We start from the raw sequence: 23,843 nt of genomic DNA, 5'->3' as shown, positions 1-23,843 counted from the left end.
ATTTTCAGGCAATACTTTATCTCTTATTAATGGTACAAATTTCCGTTAGAATCAGTTATTATAAAAATTATTTAAAATATAGTTATTTATTATAAAAATAATAGCTAGGGGTTTGAATTGAAATTGATGAGAAAAACAGATATGCCTTTTGAATTGGTGAAAAGGAAACCCGTGAAGGCTTTATAAGCAATGAAGAAGAGCCTTTCTGCATCCGGGGTATATCTGAATGGTACTCAAAAAAATATAAATTTTACCTTTCCAACTCAAAAATCAGCCGTAAATTTGTATCATATTTCTTTATAATTATGGTAAATTTTGTTCTGATTGCAGTGTGCATTATTGCAGGAATGATATTCAAAGCAACAAAATCTATCCACCCCGATGCCCACAAAGGTATCAACACCTGGATTCTTTATCTTGCTCTTCCGGCAGTTTCGTTTAAATACCTGCCTAAAGTAAAATGGACAACAGAAATGTTGTTTCCGATTGCAGCCACATTTTTAATTTCTGTGTTCTGCTTCTTCTTTATGATGTTTTATAGCAGGAGCCGAGGGTATTCAAGGCGTTCCAGAAGTACTTTAGAACTGGCAAGCGGCTATAGCAATACGTCATTCATCGGATTTCCTTTAATCAGCGCTTTTTATGGAGAAGGGCTCCTGAGTATTGCCATTATTTGTGACCAAACCATGTTCTTTGCTCTTTCTACTCTTGGAATTATTGCTGCAGTAAAAGGAGGAAGTAGAACAGGAAAGGTAAGTGCAGTTTTTATTTTAAAAAGGCTCATTACATTTCCACCATTAATAGGCTGTATTTCTGCTTTGGTATTGTCACGGTTTATTGACTTTACCGTTGCAGAACCATTCTTTGATAAGCTTGCGGCTACGGTAAGTCCATTAGCCCTGTTTTCAGTGGGACTGCAGCTGAAATTTAACGGATGGAGAAAACTGATTCCGCAGATGTCGATGTCAATGCTTTATAAGCTTATTCTGGCCCCCGCAATAGTGCTGGGAATGGCTTTATTATTCGGAATAAAAGGAGATGTGGCTAAAATTACCGTATTTGAAGCGGCAATGCCTACGCTGGTTACCTCCAGTATCATCGCAGAACAGTTCAGACTCAATACAAAACTGACCAACCTGATCATTGGTATCAGTATTATTGTTGGATTTTTTACTTCTGCTTTTTGGTATGAAATGGCCGAACTTCTTTTTTAACGATAAGATGGCTCTTTCTCAATACTGTCAATTGATATCGGTTTTATGCGTATTATTTGTCATTCCGCAGGAATCCAATCTGCTTTATTCGATATCAAGAGGATTTAGAAATACTGAAATGTCGGGATTCCTGCGGAATGATAAAATGAAAGGTGAGAATACACTCTGTAATTCTGAAATAGAATTTCTAAGGTCTATTAAAGGAACACGAAAGAATCTCCACAAAGTTGCAGTTCTCTCAGGAAAAATCTAATTTTACATTTTAAATATTTCCATTGCAATACGCTCAAATTGTTTTACCACTGAACCTCAAAGGATCTTTCACTTATAAAGTTCCCGAAGAAATGATGTCCGAAATTCAGGCCGGAATGCGTGTTCTGGTACCGTTTGGGGGAAAGAAAATTTATACAGGACTTGTATTTGAACTTCATGACAAGGCACCGGAAAACTTTGTAGCAAAGGAAGTCATCAGCATGCTGGATGATAAGCCGATTATGCCTCAAGAGCAGATTGATTTCTGGAATTGGTTATCGGAATACTATATGTGCAGTCTGGGAGAAATCTACAGGTTTTCATTTCCTTCTTCATTAAAGCTGGAGAGTGAAACCTATTTAAAATTAAGACCAGGGGTAGTGGTTGATTTTGAAAATTTGGATGTCAACGAAATGTACCTTATTCAGGCACTTGAAGTACGACAGCTGATCAACCTGACGGATATTGAAGCTTTTATTCCTAAAAAAGATATCATCAAGACCATCAATTCGTTGATTGACCTTCAGTATATTGAGATTGATGAAAAAATTGCTGAAAAATATAAAGCTAAAGAAGTAGCTTACGTGAGAATTAAGGATGAGGTTTTGGCTAATCAGAACCTTACGGACGTACTTTTAAAGCTAAACAGAGCTCAAAAGCAGAAAGACCTGTTCCTTCTTATTTTAGAAAAGCAAACGGAAAATTCTGATGCTCCTATCAAAAAATCCGAACTGTTTGAGGACGGTTATTTCGGAAGTTCACACTTCAAGCCTTTAGCGGATAAAGGTCTTGTGGAGGAATATTACATGCAGAAAGACAGAATTGAAAGCTATGAAGGAGAAATTGAAGAACTGGAAGAGCTTTCAGAACAGCAGAGAATTGCTAAATCTGAGATCGATGAAGCGTTTCAAGAAGGAAAAAATGTACTGCTTCACGGGGTAACTTCATCTGGGAAAACACATATTTATTTAGAAAAAATTGAAGAATGTATTCAAGAGGGAAAGAATGTTTTGTTTTTACTTCCTGAAATTTCCCTGACCAAACAAATTACGCAGAGATTAGAAAAAAAATACGGTCGCCAGCTAGGATTTTATCATCAGAAACTGACTGATTTCGAAAGGGTAGAGGTTTGGAGAAGAATTAAGCAGAATGATGTCCGTATTCTGATAGGGACCCGAAATGCTTTGTTTCTGCCTTATCAGAATCTGGGACTTATTGTAGTAGATGAAGAGCATGATTCTGCCTACAGACCAAGAGAAGTAACCCCTTATTTCAACGCTAAAGATGCGTCATTGGTTTTGGGAGGATTTTACAATGCGGGAGTGATCCTGGGATCTGCTACACCTTCCGTTGAAAGCTATTACAGAGCACGAAAAGACAAAATGAAATATATTTTCCTGAATGAAAGATTTGGGAATGTGAGTCTGCCGGAATATGAACTAATCAATTTCAAAGAAGCCCTAGAATCTAAAAACGTTTCCGGAAATTTCTCTCTGAAGCTTGTTGAAGAAATTAAGAAGACAGTGGATGAAAAAAAACAGGCAATTGTCCTGCACAACCGTCGTGGCTATTCCAATGTAATAGAATGTGAGAGCTGTGGCTATGTCAATTACTGCTCCAATTGTGATGTGGTAATGACTTATCACAAGGCTGCCAATGAAATGAAATGCCATTACTGCGGACAAAGAGCTTCAAAACCAAGAACCTGTCCGAAATGCAATTCTGAAAAGCTGAACGAAAGAGGAGTAGGGGTAGAGCAGATTCATGAGGAGGTTTCCAAACTGTTCCCTGAAAATGAAGTAGACAGAATGGATGTGGATTCTATGCGTAAGAAATTTGCCTACGAGAAGCTGTATGAAAAGATTGAAGATGGAGAAACAGATATCATCGTAGGGACACAAATGATTTCCAAAGGACTTGATTTTGATCATATTGAACTCGTTACAATTCCAAAAGCAGATTCCTTATTATATGTACAGGATTTCAGAGCAGAAGAAAGAGCCTATCAGCTGATCACACAGGTTTCAGGAAGAGCCGGAAGGGTTTCCGGAAAAGGAAAAATTCTCATTCAGACCTTCAATCCTGATCATTCTGTATTCCAGTTGATTAAAATGAATAATCCTGCGAAGATCTATAAATACATCCTTACTGAACGCCAGAAGTTCCATTATCCGCCGTTTACCAAGCTGATTATGATTGAAATGAAGCACAGAAAGGAGGATAAAGTAGACCGTGCCTCTCAGTTTCTGGGTTCTATCCTCAGAAAATATCTTCCGGAAGATTGTGTTTTAGGCCCTGAAAGAGCCCAGATTGCAAGACTGAATAATCTGTATCAGTTCCAGATTATGCTTAAGCTTCCCCGTGGGAAAAACTATGAGAAATTTAAAAACCTGGTTTTGATAAGTTTAAAAGAATTTGACGAAATTACTGCATATCAAAGTATTAAAAAAGATGTTTTTGTAGATTTTTAACAATTTTTAACAAACTTTACACTCTTTTATAAGACGCTGGTGACCTGTTGTATAACAATAATTTCTACTTTTGGACGTTGATTAAGTGTTTGGCTTTTTAATTGAATGATTTAACCTGTCATTTTTTATAGAGTCAAAGCTATAGAACAAAAAGAAGATAGATGGTAAATTTCAGAAAATATATTTCAAGTGCGGCGGTGTTGGCTTCTGGTCTTTTCCTGGCTCAATCTACCGTTTCTACCGTTCTTTATTCTCAGAATTATGACAATCAGAAAAGCAGTTTAAACCTGCCTTCACCCGTGAGTACGATGGTGGAGAAAACTGTGTTGTCAGCAAAAGAACTTGTAGATATTAATGTAAACACAATGATGGCGGATCCTGTGCTGAAAAATGCAAGCTGGGGATTCGTAGTGTACGATCCGAAAACGAAGAAGGTAATCTCTTCGTACAATGAAAATACTCCTTTAGTACCTGCCTCTACTACAAAGCTGCTTACGACGGAAACAGCATTAAACCTGCTGGGTGAAAACTACCGTTGGATGACTCAGCTTGAGTATTCAGGAACTATAGATGAAAATGGAGTTTTAAATGGAAATCTTTATGTAATAGGAAGCGGTGACCCTTCGTTGGGAACAAACAAAGCAGGTGCATCATCTTACAGAGATATCATTTCAGATTTCGTAGGCGGAGTTTCAAGAGAGGGAATCAAAAAGGTAAATGGTGATATTATCATTCAGACAGCGCTTTTCAAAGGCAATATTTCAGTGCTTCCGGAAAATGTTGTATGGCTGGAAAACAATAATTATTATTTGCCTGCAGGAAGTACCCGTGATATCAACCCTGCTAACGAAAAACTGATTGTTAAAAAAGGAGGTTTCTCAACAGAGAAGAAGTTTTTCTATGTTTCTCCTTATGCTCATCAGATGGTGTATGCTGATAAATATGAGGGAAATGGAGCTTTAACAACCAAACTTCCTGATGCTCCGGCATACCTTGCGAACTCTTTCAGAACCACATTGGTAAAAAGCGGAATTCCTGTAACCGGAAAAGTAAGTCCGAAAATGACAGATGCAGAGCCGGAAGGAAGAAAAATGCTTTCAGCTTATAAATCTCCAACTTTAGGTGATATTATTTATTATACCAATCAGCACAGTGATAATTCATTGGCAGAAGCGTTGCTAAGAACAGTTGGTTATCAGAAACTGGGTGACCAGACTTCAGAATCAGGAAGAATTGTGGTAACGGGCCATCTGAAAGATGCCGGTTTCGATATGATTGGTCTTAATTATATGGATGGAAGCGGGCTTTCAAGAAGTAACAACGTAACTCCAATTTCGCAGGTGAAGTTTCTTACTTCTTTGATGGATCAAAAATATTATAGATCTTACCTGACTTCTTTACCAATAGGAGGACAATCCGGAACTTTAAAAAGAATGTTCATCGGGGAAGGTAACGGACAGGTTTTTGCCAAAACAGGAACGCTGAATAAAGTAAAAACATTAGCAGGCTATCTGAAGACAAATTCCGGGAAAACATTGGTGTTCTCCTTAATGGTGAATAACTATGCCGGGTCGGTAGATATGGTGAAAAAGAGAATGGAGAAAATTCTTGAACCTGCACTAGATCTTTAATTTTTTTTTATTTTATATATTATAACAGCCTTTTAATCATTGATTAAAAGGTTTTTTTTTATATTTGATTAAATTTTTCTAAACATGACAAAATTGTACCTTTTGGTGTTGGGATTTTTAATTTCCCAGCAATTTTATGGCCAGAAGCATGAGCAAAACATCGATATGAAAGGATTGATCGAAAAAGAGAAAAAATCCTTTACGCAAAAAATGAATATCGGGAATACGAATCCCAATACTCTGAATTACGATTTACAGTATCAAAGAATGGATGTTACGCTCAACCCGGCTTCCAACAATATTTCCGGATCGGTAACTTCTCATTTTAAGCCTACTCAGAATATGGGAAGTATTTATTTTGATCTGACGACTTCTTTAACGGTTTCTCAGGTTAAATATCACGGTAACAATCTTGTTTTCCAACAGCTTCCTTCCAACGAAGTGAAAATTGATTTTCAAACTCCGGTCACTGCCAATACACTGGACTCTCTGACTATTCATTACTCAGGAATGCCACCAAGTGCCAATGGAGCCTTCACAACAGCTACGCAGGGCGGAACTCCGGTACTTTCAACGTTGAATGAACCTTATGGCGCACAGGACTGGTTTCCGACAAAACAAAGTTTAAATGATAAAATTGAAAGATTTGATTTTAAAATTACAACACCATCCAATTACAGTGTAGCTGCCAATGGGAAACTAATGTCCGAAACTTTTCCTACAGGATCAACAAAGCTTACTTTCTGGAGAACGATGTATCCTACACCAGCTTATCTGATCGCATTGTCAATTACCAACTTTGTTAAGCTTACGGATACCATCGGAAACCCTCCTTTTCCTTTTGTGAACTATATTTATCCTTCCACCAATTCAAATCAAACCAGCCTGAATAATATTGAATGGACGAAGCAGGTGATGAATACTTTTGAAACATACTTTGGTTCTTATCCTTTCCGAAATGAAAAATACGGACACATGGAATTTATGTACGGAGGAGGAATGGAGCATCAGACGATGTCTTCTATGGGAGGCTGGAGCAAGCAGCTTATTGCCCATGAGCTTACTCACCAATGGTTTGGAGATAAGGTAACTTGTGGTGCATGGAATGATATCTGGCTGAATGAAGGTTTTGCTACTTTCGGAGAACATCTTGCCAATGAAAAACTTTTGATGACCAATACGGAGTTTATGAATTATCTGCAAGGTCAATCCAATTATATTACAGCAAGTACAACAGGAACAGTGTATGTACCAGATACCGGACTTTCAAGTATCAACAGAATATTTGACAGCAGACTGTCTTATTCTAAAGGAGGATATGTATTGAGAATGCTGAAGTGGATTTTAGGAGATGCCGTTTTTTATCAGGCGCTTAAAGATTATCACGCAAGACCGAATTTAGCCTACAGCTATGCACGTACCGCTGATTTTAATGCTTCTTTGCTTCAGTCTACCGGGACAGATTTTACGGAATTTTTTAACGACTGGGTGTATGGGGAAGGATATCCCACATATACTATAAAATGGATGCAGGGCGGTAATCAGGCTTTATTTAAAGTTTCTCAGACACAAAGCAGTTCTAACGTAAGCTTTTTTGAAATGCCTTTACCTATAAAAGTAACCGGAACTTCAGGACAAACTGCTTATCTGGTCCTGAACAATACTTCAAATAACCAAAGTTTTTTAGAATCTGTAACATTTCCCATTGCTAGTGTTCAGTTCAATTATGAGTACCAGATTCTGGAGAAAAACTCTACCGTTACCCAGGATAATACTTTAAGTGTTTCTTCCGTTGAGAAGGAAGGATTTGGTCTATATCCCAATCCTGCTAAAAATGAAATTAACCTGAAAGGAATTAACAGAACAGCAGATTTTACCATTCATGCGGTAGATGGGAAACTGGTAGGAAAAGGAACTTATCAGCCAGGTAAAGCGATTGGGATTTCAGAATTGGTTCCAGGAACTTACTTCATTACGATTGATGAAAAGAGCATCAAATTTATTAAGCATTAAAATTAAACACGGTAAAATATCAATAAGTTCTTTTACTTATTATTGATGATAACATAACAGGAAGCTTTCAGATCTGAAAGCTTCTTTGTTTTCTGGCAGCCTTTGCACCTCGTTTACGGGCTATCTTTACTTTGTACTCAAACCATTTTTCTTTGAATAGTTTACGCATGAGGTTATCAAAATGTCTTGTGATGACCAGGTTTTTGAAACCTCTCCATTTTTCAAGAGGACTTGACGGAAGCGCCCTTACTGATATAGAATATCCTTCTGTATCATACTGAATATAATGCCACCATCCGGAAGGAATATAAAGTGTTTCACCAGGATGAATCACTGCTTCATAACCGTTTAAATAGAGTAATGCTGGATATTTTCTGTAGTCTGGATTTTTTATTTGGGCAAGACTGTGGAAATTATAAGGCAGCTTATACATGATATCAGACTGTTCCCAGGGAAAGAGCCAGATTCTTTTGATTCCCTGGAACTGAGTAATGAAAACATGGGACATATCAATATCAATATGATTTCTGGTGACAGAACCTTCACCTCCGAAAAACATAAAAGGCAGCCATTTTAGTATTTTACCATTCGTAACATCATTGTAGATAATATCATTCTTAAGCTCAGGCTTTATTTTTAATAAATTAAATAAAAAAAGTCGGTGTTCAGTAGGAGCAGACTGTATAAGATCAAGATATTCTGAAAATGTGCTTTGGGCTATAGGATCACTTGCCACTCTGTCGAGGGAATCAAGTTCACTGCCGTAAACATTTACTTTATGATCCCCTGCGATTTCTTTGAAATACTCATAATTCCACTTTTTGAAGGCAGGGCTTTCCGGATGTATAAACTCTTCGATAATAATTGGAATTCTCGGCTTCATATGGTTATTAATAAAGGTTTCTGAATTGATTGTCTTTATTTTTTGTACCGGCTTTAATCTCATGCTCTCAAATTTTAAACAAATATAATTATTATCCTACTAAATTTATAGACTAATAATGTTAAAACTGAAAGCAGAATTGATTTTTTAGAATTAAACATATAAAAGGTTTTATTTTACTGCCTTTTTAGTAAATTAGCACATCTAAAAAATTACTAAAAATGATCTCTGAAAAATACCTTCAACATTTACAGAATGAACTTCAGAATATTGAGAATGACGGACTTTACAAAAGAGAAAGAATCATCACTTCTCAGCAAAGTGCAGAAATAGAAGCTAACGGAAAAAAGCTTTTGAACTTCTGTGCGAATAATTATCTGGGATTATCCAACAATCCGGAAGTAATGAAAGCGTCTCAGGAAATGATTCAATCTCATGGATATGGGATGTCATCGGTACGTTTCATCTGCGGAACACAGGATATTCACAAGGATTTGGAGAAAAAGATTGCTGACTTTTTAGGTCTTGAAGATACTATCCTCTATGCAGCGGCATTTGATGCAAATGGTGGTGTTTTTGAACCATTGTTTACAGAAGAAGATGCTATTATTTCAGATGAACTGAACCATGCTTCTATCATTGATGGTGTTCGTCTTTGTAAAGCAGCGAGATACAGATATAAAAACAATAATATGGCGGATCTGGAAGCTCAGTTAATCGCTGCTTCTGAAAAGAACCACCGTTTCAAAATAATTGTAACAGACGGAGTATTCTCAATGGACGGTATTGTTGCAGACTTAAAGGGAGTATGTGACCTTGCTGACAAATATGATGCTTTGGTAATGGTAGATGATTCTCATGCAACAGGTTTCATCGGAAAAACCGGCCGTGGAACTCACGAAGCGAATGAGGTAATGGGTAGAGTAGATATCATCACTTCTACATTAGGAAAAGCTTTAGGAGGTGCTTTGGGAGGATTTACTTCCGGTAAAAAAGAGATCATTGATATGCTGAGACAGCGTTCCAGACCTTATTTATTCTCCAACTCTTTAGCACCCGGAATTGTAGGAGCTGCATTGAGAGTATTGGATATGATTTCTGATGATACAACTCTTCGTGATCAGGTAATGGAAAATGCAGAATACTTCAGAACGGAAATGAAAGCGAAAGGTTTTGATATTCCGGACGGAGATGCTGCGATTGTTCCGGTAATGCTTTATGATGCACCTCTTTCTCAGAAAATGGCTGAAAAGCTTATGGATGAAGGGATTTACGTCATCGGATTCTTCTATCCTGTAGTACCGAAAGGAAAAGCGAGAATCAGAGTACAGTTATCTGCTGCTCATACTAAAGAACATCTGGATAAAGCGATTGCTGCTTTTGAAAAAGTTGGAAAAGAATTAGGCGTGATTTCTTAATCATTGAGTTGATTAAAACAATGAAAATATAATGTTCGGCTCGGGCAGCTTTGCTGCCCCGAGCCGAACTATTTTTTATAGAAATCCGTTTTACTTATATTTTCCTGATCAAAAGAAATTTATTTTTAACAATTATATAATAAGCTTATCTTTGCTGTTAATTTTTTCTGAATGCTTTATACAATAATCAAAGCGCTGCACATTATTTTTATGGTAAGCTACTTTGCGGGAATTTTTTATCTCGTGAGGATTTTCGTTTACTATAAGGATACCGACGAATTTCCTGAAGAAAAGAAGAAAATTCTGAGAGAGCAGTACACCTTTATGGCCAGAAGACTGTGGAATATTATCACTGTTCCTGCGGGGGTAATCATGGCAGTATGCGGATTGGTCATGATCTTTTTAAATCCGGGGCTGATGAAAATGGGATGGTTTCACTTAAAGCTTACCTTCCTGATCGGACTTGCCATTTACCATTACTGGTGCTGGAAAAAAGTGCTTCATTTGAAGACGTTGAATGGAAATACACTGCCAACGGCCAATATAAAACTGAGACAGGCTAATGAAATTGCGACATTCATTCTGTTTCTGGTGGTATTTACCGTTATTTTAAAATCAATGGTGATCGAATACTGGTGGCAATTAATTGCAGGATTTTTCGTTCTTGTATTTCTGATCATGATGACAGTGAAACTGGTTAATAAAAATAAAAAAAACAAATAATTGTGGAGTAGGGTGCATGTCTGAGAATATTCATCCTTTTTACATCTTACAAAAAAACTATGATTGCAATTTTAAAGAAAGAACTTTGGAGTTACTTTGGAAACTGGAGCGCATGGGTGATTATTGCTGCTTTCAGTTTGATAGCTACTCTTTTCCTGTTCTTTTTCGACAACGATTCTAATATTTTTGAGATCGGAATGGCCTCGCTTCAGAGTTATTTCGTATTGGTTCCATGGCTGCTCATGTTTATCATTCCGGCCCTTTCTATGAAAACTTTTGCAGAAGAACAGCAAACGGGAACATTAAACTGGCTTTTTTCACAGCCGTTAAAAGTTTCAGAGCTGGTAGCTGGAAAATTCCTTTCCGTATGGATTGTTGGGATTCTATGCCTTATTCCTTCACTGATTTACCTTTATACAGTATATGTGCTGGGAGTTCCTGCAGGAAATATAGACCTTGGAATGACTTTCGGGAGTTACTTTGGCCTGATTATTTTAATTGCGGCATTTGCTGCAGTGGGAATTCTGGCTTCTTCACTGTCACAGAATCAGATTATGGCTTATCTGTTAGGCGTTTTCATGTGCTTTATCATGTATTTCGGAATCGAACAGCTGGCAAGCTATAAACTTTTGGGAGGAGCAGATTTTATTCTTCAGAATATTGGTTTCTATCAGCATTTCTTAGGCTTTACAAGAGGGCTTATTGATTTTAAAGATATAGCGTATTTTGTTCTTGTCATTGGTGCTTCATTAGTATTGTCCAATCATTTTATAAACAAAAAGAAGTAGAATTATGAAGAAGATCAATGCTAAATCTCCACTGGGAATATTCTTATTTGCAATTGTTCCATTGGTAATTATCCTGACCTATTCAGGAATCAGATTAGACTTAACCAAAGAAAAAAGATATACGCTTTCTGATAACACAATCAAAGTGCTGGAGTCTGTTAAAAAGCCTCTGACTGTTGAAGTGTATCTGGAAGGAGATTTCCCGGCAAGTTTCAAACAGCTTCAGAGCGAAACGAAATTTATGCTGGAAGAATTCAGAAAAATTAATCCAAAGATTGATTTTAAATTCATCGATCCGATCAAAACAAAAATGTCTCAGGACACCCTGATGGCCATGGGGATGCAGCCATCTATTCTTCCGGATGTGAAAGACGGAAAGATTTCACAGATCACCCTTTTCCCATACGCTGTGATCAAACATGGAAATGACGGAGTTTCTATACCGCTGGTAGTACAGCAGGCAGGAATTGATGCCGATCAGCAGCTGACAAGATCTATCGAAGGACTGGAATATAACCTTGTTTCCAACATTAAAAATATTGCAGCAGCCAAGAGAAAGAAAATCGGAATCCTGGTCAATCATGATGAGCTAAATCCTGACGAGTTCCAGGGGTTTGTACAGCTGGCAATGGAAAACTATGATGCAGGGCCAATTATTCCTAAAAATCAGACAGAACTTTCAATAGAAGATATCCCGTTATTGAAGCAGATGAGCGCTTTGGTGATTGCAAAACCAAGAAAAGCTTTTACAGATAATGAAAAAGTAATTCTTGACCAATACATCATGAACGGAGGAAAAACACTTTGGATGATTGATGCGGTAAATGCTGAAATGGATACCTTAACAAGATCCAAAAAAGTAATGCCTTTCCCGGTAGATATCAACATGACAGACTTCTTTTTCAATTATGGGCTGAGAATTAATCCCGCTTTGGTTAAAGACGTTAAGAAGTTTGCCCTGTTAAGACTGGTTACAGGAGAAGTGAGTGGAAATCCTCAGTACACAAGCCTGCCTTGGCCTTATTACCCGCTTGGAATTGCCGAAAATAATAATCCGGTTACAAAAAATATCAACCCTGTAAAATTTGAATTCCCGACTTCTATTGATACTTTAGGAGGAAGAAAAAATATCAAAACAAAAGTCCTTTTTGAATCCAGCGAAAGAACATTGTTGAAACAGGTTCCAAACTATGTAGATCTGAAAGAAATTGCAAGTGTAGACAGTCTTGGACAAATGGAAAAACCAAGTACACCGAAAATCTTTGCGGTAGCATTGGAAGGGAAATTTAATTCTGCGTATGCATCAAGAATTGAAAGAAAATCTTACCCGGGATTCAAAGCATCCAGCCCGGAAAATAAAATGATCGTTATTGCAGACGGTGATGTAGGAAGAAATAAGGTGATCAAAGGAAAACCGCTTCCGTTAGGAGTTGACCTGTTGACGAACGAACAGTTTGGAAACGAACAGTTCCTTAGAAATGCTCTGGATTATTTGCTGGATGACAGCAATCTGATGGAGCTTAGAAACAGAAATATAGAAGAAAGACTTCTTGACAGACAAAGAATCACTGAAGAAAAATCCACATGGCAGTGGCTGAATTTACTGCTTCCACTGGCGATTATCGGCCTTATCGGAGGATTATTCTTCTGGCTGAGGAAAAAGAAATTTGGATAAAATATAAAAAGTCCGGAAGAATCTTCTTCCGGACTTTTTTATTATAATAATCCTGCTTAGAAGCAATTTAATAACTCCTGAAGAAAATTCGGCAGAAGCCTGATCTTATAACATACGATAACCGTACTGTTTATTTTTCTGTTTTAATAAGCCAGTGAAACAGAATAACTGTTCGCAGAGTTGTTGGTAATCATCAATTGTAACTTGGTCTATAGTTTCTTTTGATACTTCTCCAGTACATTCCAGATTCCATAAAAAGCATCATTTCCTTTTTTGTCTGAGAAGTTCGTGTTGAAGATCATAATCCTTCCCAGATTATTTTTAGGATCAAAAAACAGCATAGACATTACTCCAGGATCACCTCCTGTATGACCAATATATCCTGTATATCCAAATCCCATGAATATTCCTACATTATAAGATTCACTGTAAGGATTTTTATCATTCCGTTCCGTAAAATTGGAAGCTGTAAGTTGGGGCGTAAAATATTCTTTATAGCTTTTTTGAGTCAGGATTGTTCCTTTTCCATTGTAACCTTTGATAAGTTCGGTTAAATACTTACTCAGGTCGTTGATACTCGTAATAAACCCGCCGTCAGGATATGTTGCAGATTGATAATAGGGAAGAGGCGTTTCGGGGTTTTCATACAGCCTGGAGAATTTTGAAAACTTTACTTCTTCAAAAGACCATCCTGAGTCTTTCATCTGTAGAGGTTTCAGGATATATTCTTTTGTGAAATTATTGAAGGGTTGCCCGGTCGCTTTTTCAATAATAAAGGCTGCAAGAGCAGTTCCTACATTGGAATATTCATAAATTGATCCCGGTTTATAGGCGGAGAAACTGTTTTTATTCCACTTTCCGTTTTCTGCCAGCACATTTTCTAGAAATACAGGCATAGAAATGATAGAATCTGTAGGATTGAATACCTGCTCATCATCAAAATTAAGTTTTAATCCATTCAAATCCTGATCAGGTTTCAGAAAGTAATTTTTAGATACGTAAAATTCGTTGTCAAGAATAGAAGAAGTATGGGTTGCCAGCTGGCGAATGGTAATTGGGGTTTGAGGGAAATGAGGATTAACTATTTTAAAGGGTAAATATTTTTGAACAGGATCGTCCAGATTCAATTTTCCGAGCTCCTGAGCTTTCAGAAGAGCAATTCCAACAAATGTTTTGGAAACGGACGCAATATTCTGTATCGTGTTTTCAGTATAGAGTTTTTTTTCTTTTACGTCTGAAAAGCCAAATCCCTTTTGATATAAAGTCGACTTTTCATTTACCACAGAAACGGCAAACCCGTTGAATAGACCTTGCTCGTATATTTTGTTGACAGCCACATTCAAAGAATCTTTGACATCATGATTAACAAGACGAACTTCTTTCATCGAATGACATGATGTAAACATCCATGAAGTTATCATTAATAATAAAATCCTTCCCATATGTTTTTAATAATAAGACACTTGATAAAGTAGTTTTGTTACAGATTGAGGAGATTAAAAAAGAAAAAGACTGTTTCAATCCTGAAACAGTCACTATTTTATTTTTCTATAATAGCTGTAAGATGTAACCACTTATTGGAGTGATGAAAAGCCCGTCACTGAAATTACTAAAGAAATTCTGTATAACCGATCATCTATCTTTATATCTAAAGATATTAGAGATATCGAGCAGATTGGTATTTAAGTTATTGCTGATAGGCTTCTTTTGGAAGTAAGGCAGCAGTTCTGTAATAGCTGATATCAGTCGGGATCTGAGTCTGAAGGTCCTGGAAAGTATCATAATCATAATGAACCCAATTTTCTTCGTGGTCGGGATCAGGAGTTTTGTCTACAGCCAGTTCCAGTTTTCCGTCCTCCTGGTAACTGCATTCTATAGCGGCATATTTTTCACCCTTCTCATCCTGAGTGTACCAGCATTTTATGGTTCTTTCGAGCTGTGGTTTATGGGTTTCGTTATCGATGACCTGGGAACAGATGAAGTTTTCAGGGTCGTCCGTTTTGAAAACGGTTTTAGAAATTAAGGGCAGCTCATCTACGGATAAGGAATACAATTTATTGGTAGAAATAATAAAGCCGTCGGTAGTTTCTTTTTTTTCAATATCAAAAAAGTCAGATTTTTCCTTAAGATAATCTACTACCTGTGCTTCGTCTTCTTCGTCACTTAGAAAATAATTGATGTTGTAAACACTGTCTTCGTTGATGAATTCAATTTCTTTCAAGAAACCGGAACCTTCCTCATAATAATACAGATGATATTCGTTTAGCTTCACAGCTTTACTTTTAGAGATGATTTCTCCAAAAATGTTTTTGTACACTTTTCTCATTTTTAATCACGTTATTTAGTTTCATCTATTAGTTTAAGTGGTATCGCAAAGATAAGTTTTCTTTTTTATCTAAGCCTGAAGTGTAAAATAGTATTTATTTCGTAAGTATTTTATATATCCTTTATAAAATCCTCATATTCATAGTAAAAGCGTTCAAAACCGTCCATTTTGTCCACAAAAAATTCAAAAATTTCTTGCCACGTATTTTTATTAAAAATGGAAACACCATGTTTTTCAATCCATATTCTGCTGATAATCTTACCGTTTTCAAGGGTGAAATATTCTTCTTTGTGAAAATCTCCAGTGAAATCCTTTAAAATATCTTCCAGTGACCAGATCTTTTCGTAGTAGGCATTTCGGAAGATCTCATCTTTCATTTCGATATCCAGAGAAACTTCTGCTTTTTTATTGTCGGCAGAAAATTTAAATGCCATATCCTTTATTTTAGTATCATAAAGAATCCATTTTCTGGGAAATGATCTTCCAAAAGCTGTCCAAAATTCCTTTTTTAACTGCTGTGCTTCTTGTTTACTGAACATACAGCAAACATAATGATTTAATAGGAGAAAGGCAAAAATGTGGTACTGAATCCGTAAAATTACGGATAAGACGGGTACGCAAAAATACGTAGAGTAAAACTCAAATTTACAGATTTATCTGTCCACCTTATCTGCCTTTTTCAAATGTTAAACAATTTTCTTATTTTTGCTGTAATGCTTTCAAAAAAATCTCAATATGCGTTTAAGGCACTTTCATATCTTGTAGAAAAAAGAAATGAAGGCCCAATTCTTATTTCCGAAATTGCGGAACACAAAAAAATTCCTTTAAAGTTTTTGGAAAATATTCTGCTTGAATTAAAAAAAGCGGAAATTCTTGACAGTAAAAAAGGAAAGGGTGGAGGATATTTTCTGAAAGAAAAACCTGAGAATGTGAAACTGGCCAAGATCATTCGTCTTGTAAACGGTCCTATTGCAATGCTTCCTTGTGTAAGTCTTAATTTTTATGAAAAATGTGCCGACTGCAATGAAGATCACTGCGGACTTCATGATGTACTGATAGAGGTTCGGGATGCTTCACTGAATATTCTTGAGAAAAAAACTTTAATGGATCTGGTCGACTGACCTGGTCCTTTTTTTTGAATTAATAGTCTACTTTTTTTGTAGGGTAAATATTTTTATCAGATATTTGCAATACTTCAAAGGAAGAAATTATGATTTCAAAAGAAGAAGCGCACCTATTACAAAAGCTTACACCCCTCAATACAGCAGCGGATAAAACTGTTGCACACCTTTTTTTCGGGAAAAAATCTATTTGCAGGAATGCGAATAACAGACAATCGTTGAAGGTCTATATTCTTGATGATTTTGATAATGAAGTAGTATACCCTAAAATGATTTTGTGATATGGTGATTTCAAGAAAAATTCAGGTTAGGCTTAATGTCCTTTTTGTGACGGCTGTTATTATATCTATTGCTGTTTTTTCAATGTATGAACTGGGATATCTGGATGAACTTCTGGCCATCTTAGCAAAAGATAATTATATTTTTTACTGGATGCTTTTGGTAGGAGTTTTTGCAGAAGTTGTAGCAGGGTCAATGGGAATGGGGTATGGAGTGATCTGTACTACCACACTTATGCTTCTGAATATTCCACCCCATATTGTAAGTGCGAGTATTCATTCAGCAGAAAGCTTTACAACGGCTGCGGGAAGTATCAGCCATATCAGATTGAAAAATGTCAGTAAGAGTTTAGTGAAGAAACTTGCAGTGCCGGCAGTTATCGGGGCTGTCATTGGTGCAGTAAGTCTTACTTATCTTGGAGAATATTATGCGAAAATCACCAAAACACTGATCGCTTTTTACACTCTGTACCTGGGGATTCAGATTTTATCAAATGCTTTTAAAGAAAAACAAAGCAAAGCACTGAAAAGGAAAACCAACCTTACCAGACTGGGAGTGATAGGAGGGTTTATAGACTCTTTTGCCGGTGGAGGATGGGGACCTCTGGTAACCGGAACCTTGATTAAAAATGCTTTTACCCCAAGATTTGCCGTAGGAAGCTCTACCGTAGCTAAATTTATCCTTACGATTACAGCTGCCGTTACCTTTTTCTTTACCCTGGGAATCCAGCACTGGAATATTATTCTGGGTCTTTTGATAGGAGGAATTATTACGGCACCTTTTTCAGCTATGCTTACTGCAAAGCTTCCTGTGAAGAAAATGTTTGTGATTATTGGAACATTGGTGATTGTGATGAGTTCTATAACTATTTATAAATCAGTTTTTAATTAAAAATTATGCCTTGTATTGAAAAATAAAGGGTATAAAAAGATATTCGGTTTTGAAAATATTTTACTTTTACATCACTAAATATTAGAACATGAATTTACATATCATTGCACTTTTTAAGTTTAATGAAAATTATCTGATGGATGCTGTAGAGCTGTTTCAGAACCTTGTGAAAGAAACAAGAAAAGAAGAAGGCTGTCTGCAGTATGACCTTATTGAAGATAAAGATAATAAAGGAACTTTCTTCCTGATTGAGCTTTGGGAAAGTGTAGAGCACCACAACAGGCATAATGGCCAGGACCACCTTTTAAACTTCCGTAAGGACGCTTCCAAAATCATGGAGAGCTCAGCAGAAGTTTACAAAGGATTTAAGATATATTAATCTTTTAATATTTAAAGATTTAAGAATTTAAAGATTTAAATGTTTTTAGTTTCCTTTAAGAATAAAAGGCGGTTTCAAACTATTGAAACCGCCTTTTTATTAGAAAAAATAGAAAGTATTAAAATAAAATATTTATTTTACGATAAGCTTTTTCGTTTCCGAATGCCCTCCGTAAGTAATTTTCACAAGGTAATTTCCTGATGTAAGCGTAGAAAGGTTCAGATCCTGCTTGTAGAATCCTGCCTGATTGCTAAGTTCAGCAGAATATACTTTTTTACCGGTAAGATCATAGACTTCTACATTTCCTTTGTTGCTTGCTTTTTCTTTAACATCAAAAAGAACCGTTACTTTTTTATCAGCCGTTGCAGGGTTAGGATAAATCCCGAAAGACGCCTTTTTTCCAACTTCGGTAATACCTAATGTTTCAGTAATCTTCTTGTATTTGAAATACATGTTTCCTGTAGTGGCGCCACCGTTTGTAGTGAAGTACATTCTGTAGTAGTCGTTTCCTTTTTTTACATAGTATACCACATCACTTTTTACCGTTCCGATGCCTTTCCATGAGTGTCCCACAGTTGTGATAGCTGATGAGAAGCTTGCACTGGCAGGGATTGTATAAGCTGTTGTAGCCTGAGTTTCCGGTTGTACCATTGCCACTTTGATGTTCGGGCTCTGGATTGCTCCGGAAAGCGGATACATCTGCACTCCCATATAGAAAGTATAATATTTAGTAAATACGAAATCCCACGCCGTTCTTGATGGCTCCAGACTGGCAACTTTTGCTCCTGTATCAAATGAGAAATAATTGAAATATGAATCATCTGTTCCGTTAGCGATTGTTCTTGTTTCTGTAGCTCCCCATGAAGTACCGTTCCATTTTGAATATTTAAAAGTATATCCTGCAAAAGCATCTTCAATGGCAAACTTGATGTAGGTACCTGAAGCATATTTTAAAACAAAAATTGCTTTCCCCTGAATGTGGTGGTTTACCGGGTTGTAAACTCCCCATCCTGTCGAAGGGATATTAGGGTTTGGAGATGTTACAGGCCCTTGTTCAAAAGCTCCCTGGCTCCAGTCAGTAGTTTGGTCCGGGTTGTATAGAGGTGCTCCCCATGAAGCTTCATTGCTGATACTGATGTTATCCCAGTCTGCTAAATTAGTTGAAGCAGTAAATACTTCAATATCTTTTGCATCATTTATTCTTGATCCAAATGCATAGTTTGAATTTCTATAAAAAGCTACATCCCAGGTATTGGCAGGCTGGGAAACCATATTACCATCTGCAAGGTTTACAAAAACTCTGTTTTGATATCCGCTTCCCATTGTCATATTTACCTGTGAGTATCCCTGTGCATCAGTCTGTGCCAAAACAGTCTGCTGAACAGACAATGCCAATACTGAAGCCAATAATAGTTTTGTTTTCATAATTTATTTTTTAAATCCTTATTTAGAATGATTCCACAAAAATATATAATTATTTTTAATCAGTCTAAATAAAACATGATTTTTATCGTGTTTTTATTTTAATCAGCATTGGGAATACAAAAAATCAGACCCAAAAAAGCCGGAAGGAAAGTGATCCCACCGGCTTTATAAAGGCTGATAATAGTCTAATAAACCTTATTTCTTAATAAATTTTGATTGGATAATTTTTCCTTCTGCAGTTTCAATACTCATGAAATATACTCCGCTATGAAGTGTGCTGATATCAAATCTTTGTCCGTTCAGTTTCCCTTCAGCTGCTTTTTGTCCTGCTGCTGAATAGATCTGGATGTTCTTAGGATCCTTCTTCACGATGAATTCTAATGCACTTTGATCAGAATTTAAGGCAAATCTGAAATTTTCTGTTGCTTTATTGTTGTCCGAAACCCCTAAAGAAGCGGTCGTGTTGTAAACTACATTATCAACCTGAATTGCAACGTGCGTTGCCGTAGGAGTAAATTTAAATACTAGATATGAGCCTGCAGATGCCGGAATATTGACGCTGATATTCTGAACTGTACCAATAACGGATACATTGATAGGACTTCCTACAGGAACAAAAGTTGACATGTCTGCAGGATTGGATGCTACTCCTATCTGGATACTTCCCGGACCAGGAGATGGAGATACCAAAGTAGTATCAAAAGTTAATGTTTTATTTCCGGTCGGAACTTCAATCTGTGGTGAAATCAGGTATGAAGATCCTGTCGCATTATTTCCTGCGTACGACTGAATGAATCTGTTAGAATCGCCTGCTACAATCATTCTTGGAGGTACAGGAGGAAACTCACCGGTTATTGGAGCAACAATGGCAGACCATCCAAACTGAGGGAAAGTAGTATTCCCTGCGGTGAAATTATTGAAATTTTCATTGATGTTAGATACCTGAGCATTCGCTGTTAAGGCTGTAAACATCAGAGTTCCTAAAAGTAATTTTAATTTCATGAGATTATTTTTATTTAGAATTATTCCACAAAAATATATATTTATTTTTAATGAGTCTAAATAAAGTTTTATATTTGTCGAAAATTTGTACCCTTATGAAGAAGAAAGTGCTTTCCGTTCTATCATTATCCGTAGCCTTATGGATGAATGCACAAGAAAAGGATTCTCTTAATCAAAAGAAAATTGATGAAGTTGTTATTACAGGACAGTATATGCAGCAGTCCATTAACAAATCAATATATAAGGTTGAGGTTATTGATGCAGAACAGATTAAAAATATGGCAGCTACGAATGTTGCTGAGGTTTTAAATCAAAGTCTTAACATACAGATCACTCCGGATACCCGTTCAGGAAATTCTACCGCTAATATTATGGGACTTAATGGTGATTATGTAAAAATCCTTATAGACAATATTCCGGTAGTAGGGGATACAGGGCTGGGAAGTAATATCGACCTTACCAAAATTACCTTAAGCAATATCGAAAGAATTGAAATTGTAAAAGGAAGTATGGGGGTTGAATATGGGAACGGTGCTGTTGCCGGGGTAATCAATATTATTACTAAGAAAACCAGTACCAAAAAAGTAAGTGTAAGAGGTTCGGTACAGGAAGAAACGGTAAGAGACAATTACGATCTTAAGAAAAGAGGGAACGGAAGACATATTCAGAACCTGAATATAGATTATAATATCAGCAATGAATGGTTTGCAAGCATCAATTTCAACCATAACCAGTTTATGGGATATGAAGGAGAAAGCAAAGGGTATAAATATTTCGGACAGGACAACCAAAGAGGATATGAATGGAACCCGAAAGACCAATATGATGCTTCTGCATTACTAAGATATACGAAAAACAAAACAACATTCTTCTACAAGTTGTCCTATCTTAATGAAAACTTCAACTTCTATAATCCGGAAGTAAGTCGAAATCCACTTAATGACGGAGTAGGTGGAGTATCTTATGAAAGTAGAGACAGAAAATATAATACAGACCGCTGGGTGCATCAGTTTAATATTCAGACCAATCTGGGACATATCCGATACATGGGAGATTTCTCCTATCAGAACCAGGACAGAAAATATTATGACTACAATTACGATATTCCGAATAGAGCCATAAAGAGCCGTCAGGATGAAAAGTCTTACTATAAAACTGACGTCATCTACTCAAGAGGAATGTTCAGTAACTTTCTGGATAGTAAAGTTTTTGATTTCCAGTTAGGATATGAATTAGACTATACCAATGGTTATGCCGCATTGATCGCCGGGGACTTTTTTGGTGAAGCGGTAAAAAGAAAGATATTTACCTATTCCAACTTCCTTTCCGCAGAATGGAATGTTTCAGACAAATTTTCACTGAGACCGGGAGTAAGACTTTCGCTAAGTGAGAATTTTAACAATCAATACAACTACTCCTTATCAGCAAGATATAAAACGTCTGAGAACTCAAATCTTAGAGCCATCATAGGATCTGCAAACCGTTTTCCTAAATATGACGAGCTATACACCTATTTTGTAAATCTTAATCATGATGTACAGGGAAATCCGGATTTAAATCCTGAAAAAGGATTCTCAGCAGGACTTTTCTGGAATCAGAACTTTTCAGTGGATAATGGCTGGAAAATCGCTTACGGAGTAGATGCATTATATCTGGATGTACGGGACAGGATTGAAATGGTGGTGGTAAAACAACCTTCCACCTACAAATACATGAATCTCAATACCTACAGAAATCTATTATTTTCAGCCAATGTAGATTTTAGAAAAGATCAGTTCGCCTTGTCTTTAAGAGGGTCAGTAAACGGAACATCGGTATCAATGAATGAATTAACATCCTCTTCTCCCACAGACTTCCAGTATTTAGTACAGGCAGGAGCTTCAGCAACTTACAAACTGAAAAGTACCGATACCAATTTTGCCCTTTACTACAAATTCACAGGTCCGGACAGAATTTATGTGTCGGACGGAGCAAGCGGATTCCGACTGGGAAAAGTGGACAGCTTCCATATGATGGACTTCATCGTAAGCCAGCCTTTCTGGAATAAACATTTTGAAATTTCTGCGGGGGTAAAAAATATATTTGATGTAACGAGGTTAAACTCTACTGCAATTGCCGGCTCAGCCCATACAGCAGCGAATGGTTTTGTTAATTTATACTATGGCAGAAGCTATTTTGCCCGATTAATGTTTCAATTTTAAATAATAAGTTACTGTTATGAAGTATTTAAAAATATTTTCTATTCTTTCCATCATGGTGGCCACTCAGTCTTGTCTCTCTGCAGATGAAGATCCGGTTCCGGTACCTCCTATGACTGGATCTGAAGTTAATGTAAAAGTCGGAGGCCCTACAGAACCTAATCAGGTTTGGATTGATTTAAGTGATTACACCAATCCGGCTGTCAACAGCAGAACAGATTGGGATCTTGGTTTTTATACAGGAGATGAATTTCGTGTGATTATGAACGGATCTCTTGCTATGACAGTTATAAAAATACCTAATGCTGCAGATATCACTAAGGTAAAAGATGCTGATGTTACAAGTTTGAAAGAAATTGCTCAGGTAGGAACTTTTGATGCTGCCAACATGAAGTATATTGACAATCCGAACGGAGATTTCCTAAATCAGACTTCCGGAATTGACGCTATCAAAGAAAATGATGCTGATAATCCTGTTTATCTGATCAATCTTGGAAGAGAAATACCTTCCGCTGCCAATATCGGGGCAGGTTCCGTTTCATTATCCGGCGATCCGAGAGGATGGAAAAAAATTCAGATCCTGAGAGCTCAAAATGGATACAAGATCCGCTATGCCGATTTGAATGCAACAGGAACAGACATCAAAGAATATATCATTACAAAAGATACCGAGTACAATTTCTCATTCTTTAACCTGAAAACGGGTACACCGGTAAAGATTCAGCCTAAGAAAAAAAGATGGGACTTAGCATTTACAACGTTTACCAATGAAGTATTCATGGGACCTACAACCAGTGCAGGAAGCTACTTCTATGCAGATTTTGTAACCACCAATACCTTAAATGGAGTAGGTGCTTACCAGGTAAGTGTTACAGGAAATCTGGAACAGGCTTATACTGCATTTAAACTGAAGGACGTTGAGCCGGCCAAATTTGTTTTTAATGATCATAGAGCCATTGGTGATAAGTGGAGAACAACAACAGGAACATCAGCCAATCCGGTTCCCTTTGTATACTCAGACCGTTTCTTTGTGCTGAAAGATGCTGAAGGTTTCTACTTTAAGCTGAGATTCAACAAAATGAAAGACGAAAACGGAAACCGCGGGTACACCAATTTTGAATTTGAACCTTTATAAATAATCAAATAATAGTATA

20 protein-coding genes are annotated in these 23,843 nt (G+C 36.8%); 14 read left to right on the top strand and 6 right to left on the bottom strand.

Features of this window, described 5'->3' with window-relative positions; genetic code table 11:
* The first annotated feature begins 305 nt into the window (after window positions 1–305).
* From FW781_RS14390 to FW781_RS14375, 4 genes are all read left to right on the top strand, one after another.
* Window positions 306–1,214 carry an AEC family transporter gene (locus tag FW781_RS14390; RefSeq protein ID WP_149388060.1) on the top strand — a complete coding sequence of 303 codons (909 nt, stop codon included), beginning with the start codon at window positions 306–308 and terminating at the stop codon, window positions 1,212–1,214.
* A 275-nt stretch (window positions 1,215–1,489) separates the two neighbouring features.
* Window positions 1,490–3,937, top strand: a complete 2,448-nt coding sequence (gene priA / locus FW781_RS14385) for a replication restart helicase PriA (protein ID WP_149388059.1) — start codon at window positions 1,490–1,492, stop codon at window positions 3,935–3,937.
* Window positions 3,938–4,098: 161 nt separating this feature from the next.
* Window positions 4,099–5,568: a D-alanyl-D-alanine carboxypeptidase/D-alanyl-D-alanine endopeptidase gene (gene dacB / locus FW781_RS14380; protein ID WP_149388058.1), complete on the top strand. Its 1,470-nt coding sequence runs from the start codon at window positions 4,099–4,101 to the stop codon at window positions 5,566–5,568.
* An 84-nt stretch (window positions 5,569–5,652) separates the two neighbouring features.
* A complete protein-coding gene (locus FW781_RS14375) occupies window positions 5,653–7,581 on the top strand; it encodes a M1 family aminopeptidase (protein WP_149388057.1) in 1,929 nt (642 codons plus the stop codon).
* A 67-nt stretch (window positions 7,582–7,648) separates the two neighbouring features.
* On the opposite strand, the gene FW781_RS14370 is transcribed toward FW781_RS14375, so the two are convergent.
* Window positions 7,649–8,527 (bottom strand): cupin-like domain-containing protein, encoded by an 879-nt coding sequence (locus tag FW781_RS14370; RefSeq protein WP_149388056.1) that lies wholly within the window; start codon window positions 8,525–8,527, stop codon window positions 7,649–7,651.
* Between the two features lie 158 nt (window positions 8,528–8,685).
* Here FW781_RS14370 and kbl point away from each other — a divergent pair, with 158 nt between their 5' ends.
* The 4 genes from kbl (at window position 8,686) to gldG (ending at window position 13,068) form a co-directional block, all read left to right on the top strand.
* On the top strand, window positions 8,686–9,882 hold the full coding sequence (kbl, locus tag FW781_RS14365) for a glycine C-acetyltransferase (RefSeq protein ID WP_149388055.1): 1,197 nt from the start codon (window positions 8,686–8,688) through the stop codon (window positions 9,880–9,882).
* Between the two features lie 171 nt (window positions 9,883–10,053).
* The gene (locus FW781_RS14360) at window positions 10,054–10,605 is read left to right on the top strand and encodes a CopD family protein (RefSeq protein ID WP_149388054.1); all 552 of its coding nucleotides are present in this window, start codon (window positions 10,054–10,056) and stop codon (window positions 10,603–10,605) included.
* A gap of 59 nt (window positions 10,606–10,664) precedes the next feature.
* A complete protein-coding gene (locus tag FW781_RS14355) occupies window positions 10,665–11,393 on the top strand; it encodes an ABC transporter permease (protein WP_149388053.1) in 729 nt (242 codons plus the stop codon).
* A gap of 4 nt (window positions 11,394–11,397) precedes the next feature.
* Window positions 11,398–13,068 (top strand): gliding motility-associated ABC transporter substrate-binding protein GldG, encoded by a 1,671-nt coding sequence (gene gldG, locus FW781_RS14350; RefSeq protein WP_149388052.1) that lies wholly within the window; start codon window positions 11,398–11,400, stop codon window positions 13,066–13,068.
* Between the two features lie 209 nt (window positions 13,069–13,277).
* Here gldG and FW781_RS14345 read toward each other — a convergent pair whose 3' ends face one another.
* From FW781_RS14345 to FW781_RS14335, 3 genes are all read right to left on the bottom strand, one after another.
* The gene (locus FW781_RS14345; RefSeq protein WP_149388051.1) at window positions 13,278–14,510 is read right to left on the bottom strand and encodes a serine hydrolase domain-containing protein; all 1,233 of its coding nucleotides are present in this window, start codon (window positions 14,508–14,510) and stop codon (window positions 13,278–13,280) included.
* Between the two features lie 245 nt (window positions 14,511–14,755).
* Window positions 14,756–15,394, bottom strand: coding sequence for a hypothetical protein (locus tag FW781_RS14340; protein WP_149388050.1), 639 nt, complete (start codon window positions 15,392–15,394; stop codon window positions 14,756–14,758).
* 110 nt (window positions 15,395–15,504) lie between these two features.
* The gene (locus FW781_RS14335) at window positions 15,505–15,933 is read right to left on the bottom strand and encodes a DUF4268 domain-containing protein (protein WP_149388049.1); all 429 of its coding nucleotides are present in this window, start codon (window positions 15,931–15,933) and stop codon (window positions 15,505–15,507) included.
* 174 nt (window positions 15,934–16,107) lie between these two features.
* Here FW781_RS14335 and FW781_RS14330 point away from each other — a divergent pair, with 174 nt between their 5' ends.
* The 4 genes from FW781_RS14330 (at window position 16,108) to FW781_RS14315 (ending at window position 18,064) form a co-directional block, all read left to right on the top strand.
* On the top strand, window positions 16,108–16,515 hold the full coding sequence (locus FW781_RS14330; protein WP_149388283.1) for an RrF2 family transcriptional regulator: 408 nt from the start codon (window positions 16,108–16,110) through the stop codon (window positions 16,513–16,515).
* A gap of 89 nt (window positions 16,516–16,604) precedes the next feature.
* Window positions 16,605–16,796 carry a hypothetical protein gene (locus FW781_RS14325; protein ID WP_149388048.1) on the top strand — a complete coding sequence of 64 codons (192 nt, stop codon included), beginning with the start codon at window positions 16,605–16,607 and terminating at the stop codon, window positions 16,794–16,796.
* A gap of 1 nt (window position 16,797) precedes the next feature.
* Window positions 16,798–17,685, top strand: a complete 888-nt coding sequence (locus tag FW781_RS14320) for a sulfite exporter TauE/SafE family protein (RefSeq protein WP_149388047.1) — start codon at window positions 16,798–16,800, stop codon at window positions 17,683–17,685.
* A gap of 88 nt (window positions 17,686–17,773) precedes the next feature.
* On the top strand, window positions 17,774–18,064 hold the full coding sequence (locus tag FW781_RS14315) for a putative quinol monooxygenase (RefSeq protein ID WP_149388046.1): 291 nt from the start codon (window positions 17,774–17,776) through the stop codon (window positions 18,062–18,064).
* Window positions 18,065–18,196: 132 nt separating this feature from the next.
* Here the strand turns inward: FW781_RS14315 and FW781_RS14310 are convergent, their stop codons facing one another.
* Both FW781_RS14310 and FW781_RS14305 read right to left on the bottom strand, forming a co-directional pair.
* Complete coding sequence (locus FW781_RS14310; RefSeq protein ID WP_149388045.1) at window positions 18,197–19,489, bottom strand: T9SS type A sorting domain-containing protein; 1,293 nt, start codon at window positions 19,487–19,489, stop codon at window positions 18,197–18,199.
* 195 nt (window positions 19,490–19,684) lie between these two features.
* Window positions 19,685–20,491 (bottom strand): T9SS-dependent choice-of-anchor J family protein, encoded by an 807-nt coding sequence (locus tag FW781_RS14305; protein WP_149388044.1) that lies wholly within the window; start codon window positions 20,489–20,491, stop codon window positions 19,685–19,687.
* Between the two features lie 95 nt (window positions 20,492–20,586).
* On the opposite strand from FW781_RS14305, the gene FW781_RS14300 reads away from it, so the two are divergent.
* Both FW781_RS14300 and FW781_RS14295 read left to right on the top strand, forming a co-directional pair.
* The gene (locus FW781_RS14300; protein ID WP_149388043.1) at window positions 20,587–22,692 is read left to right on the top strand and encodes a TonB-dependent receptor plug domain-containing protein; all 2,106 of its coding nucleotides are present in this window, start codon (window positions 20,587–20,589) and stop codon (window positions 22,690–22,692) included.
* Window positions 22,693–22,708: 16 nt separating this feature from the next.
* A complete protein-coding gene (locus tag FW781_RS14295; protein ID WP_149388042.1) occupies window positions 22,709–23,824 on the top strand; it encodes an HmuY family protein in 1,116 nt (371 codons plus the stop codon).
* Window positions 23,825–23,843 lie beyond the last annotated feature (19 nt).

Origin of the sequence: Chryseobacterium panacisoli (assembly GCF_008274625.1) — a bacterium.
Taxonomy (GTDB): domain Bacteria; phylum Bacteroidota; class Bacteroidia; order Flavobacteriales; family Weeksellaceae; genus Chryseobacterium; species Chryseobacterium panacisoli.
The sequence above is the reverse complement of the archived record's forward strand: the minus strand, read 5'-3'. Positions and strand labels throughout refer to the sequence as shown.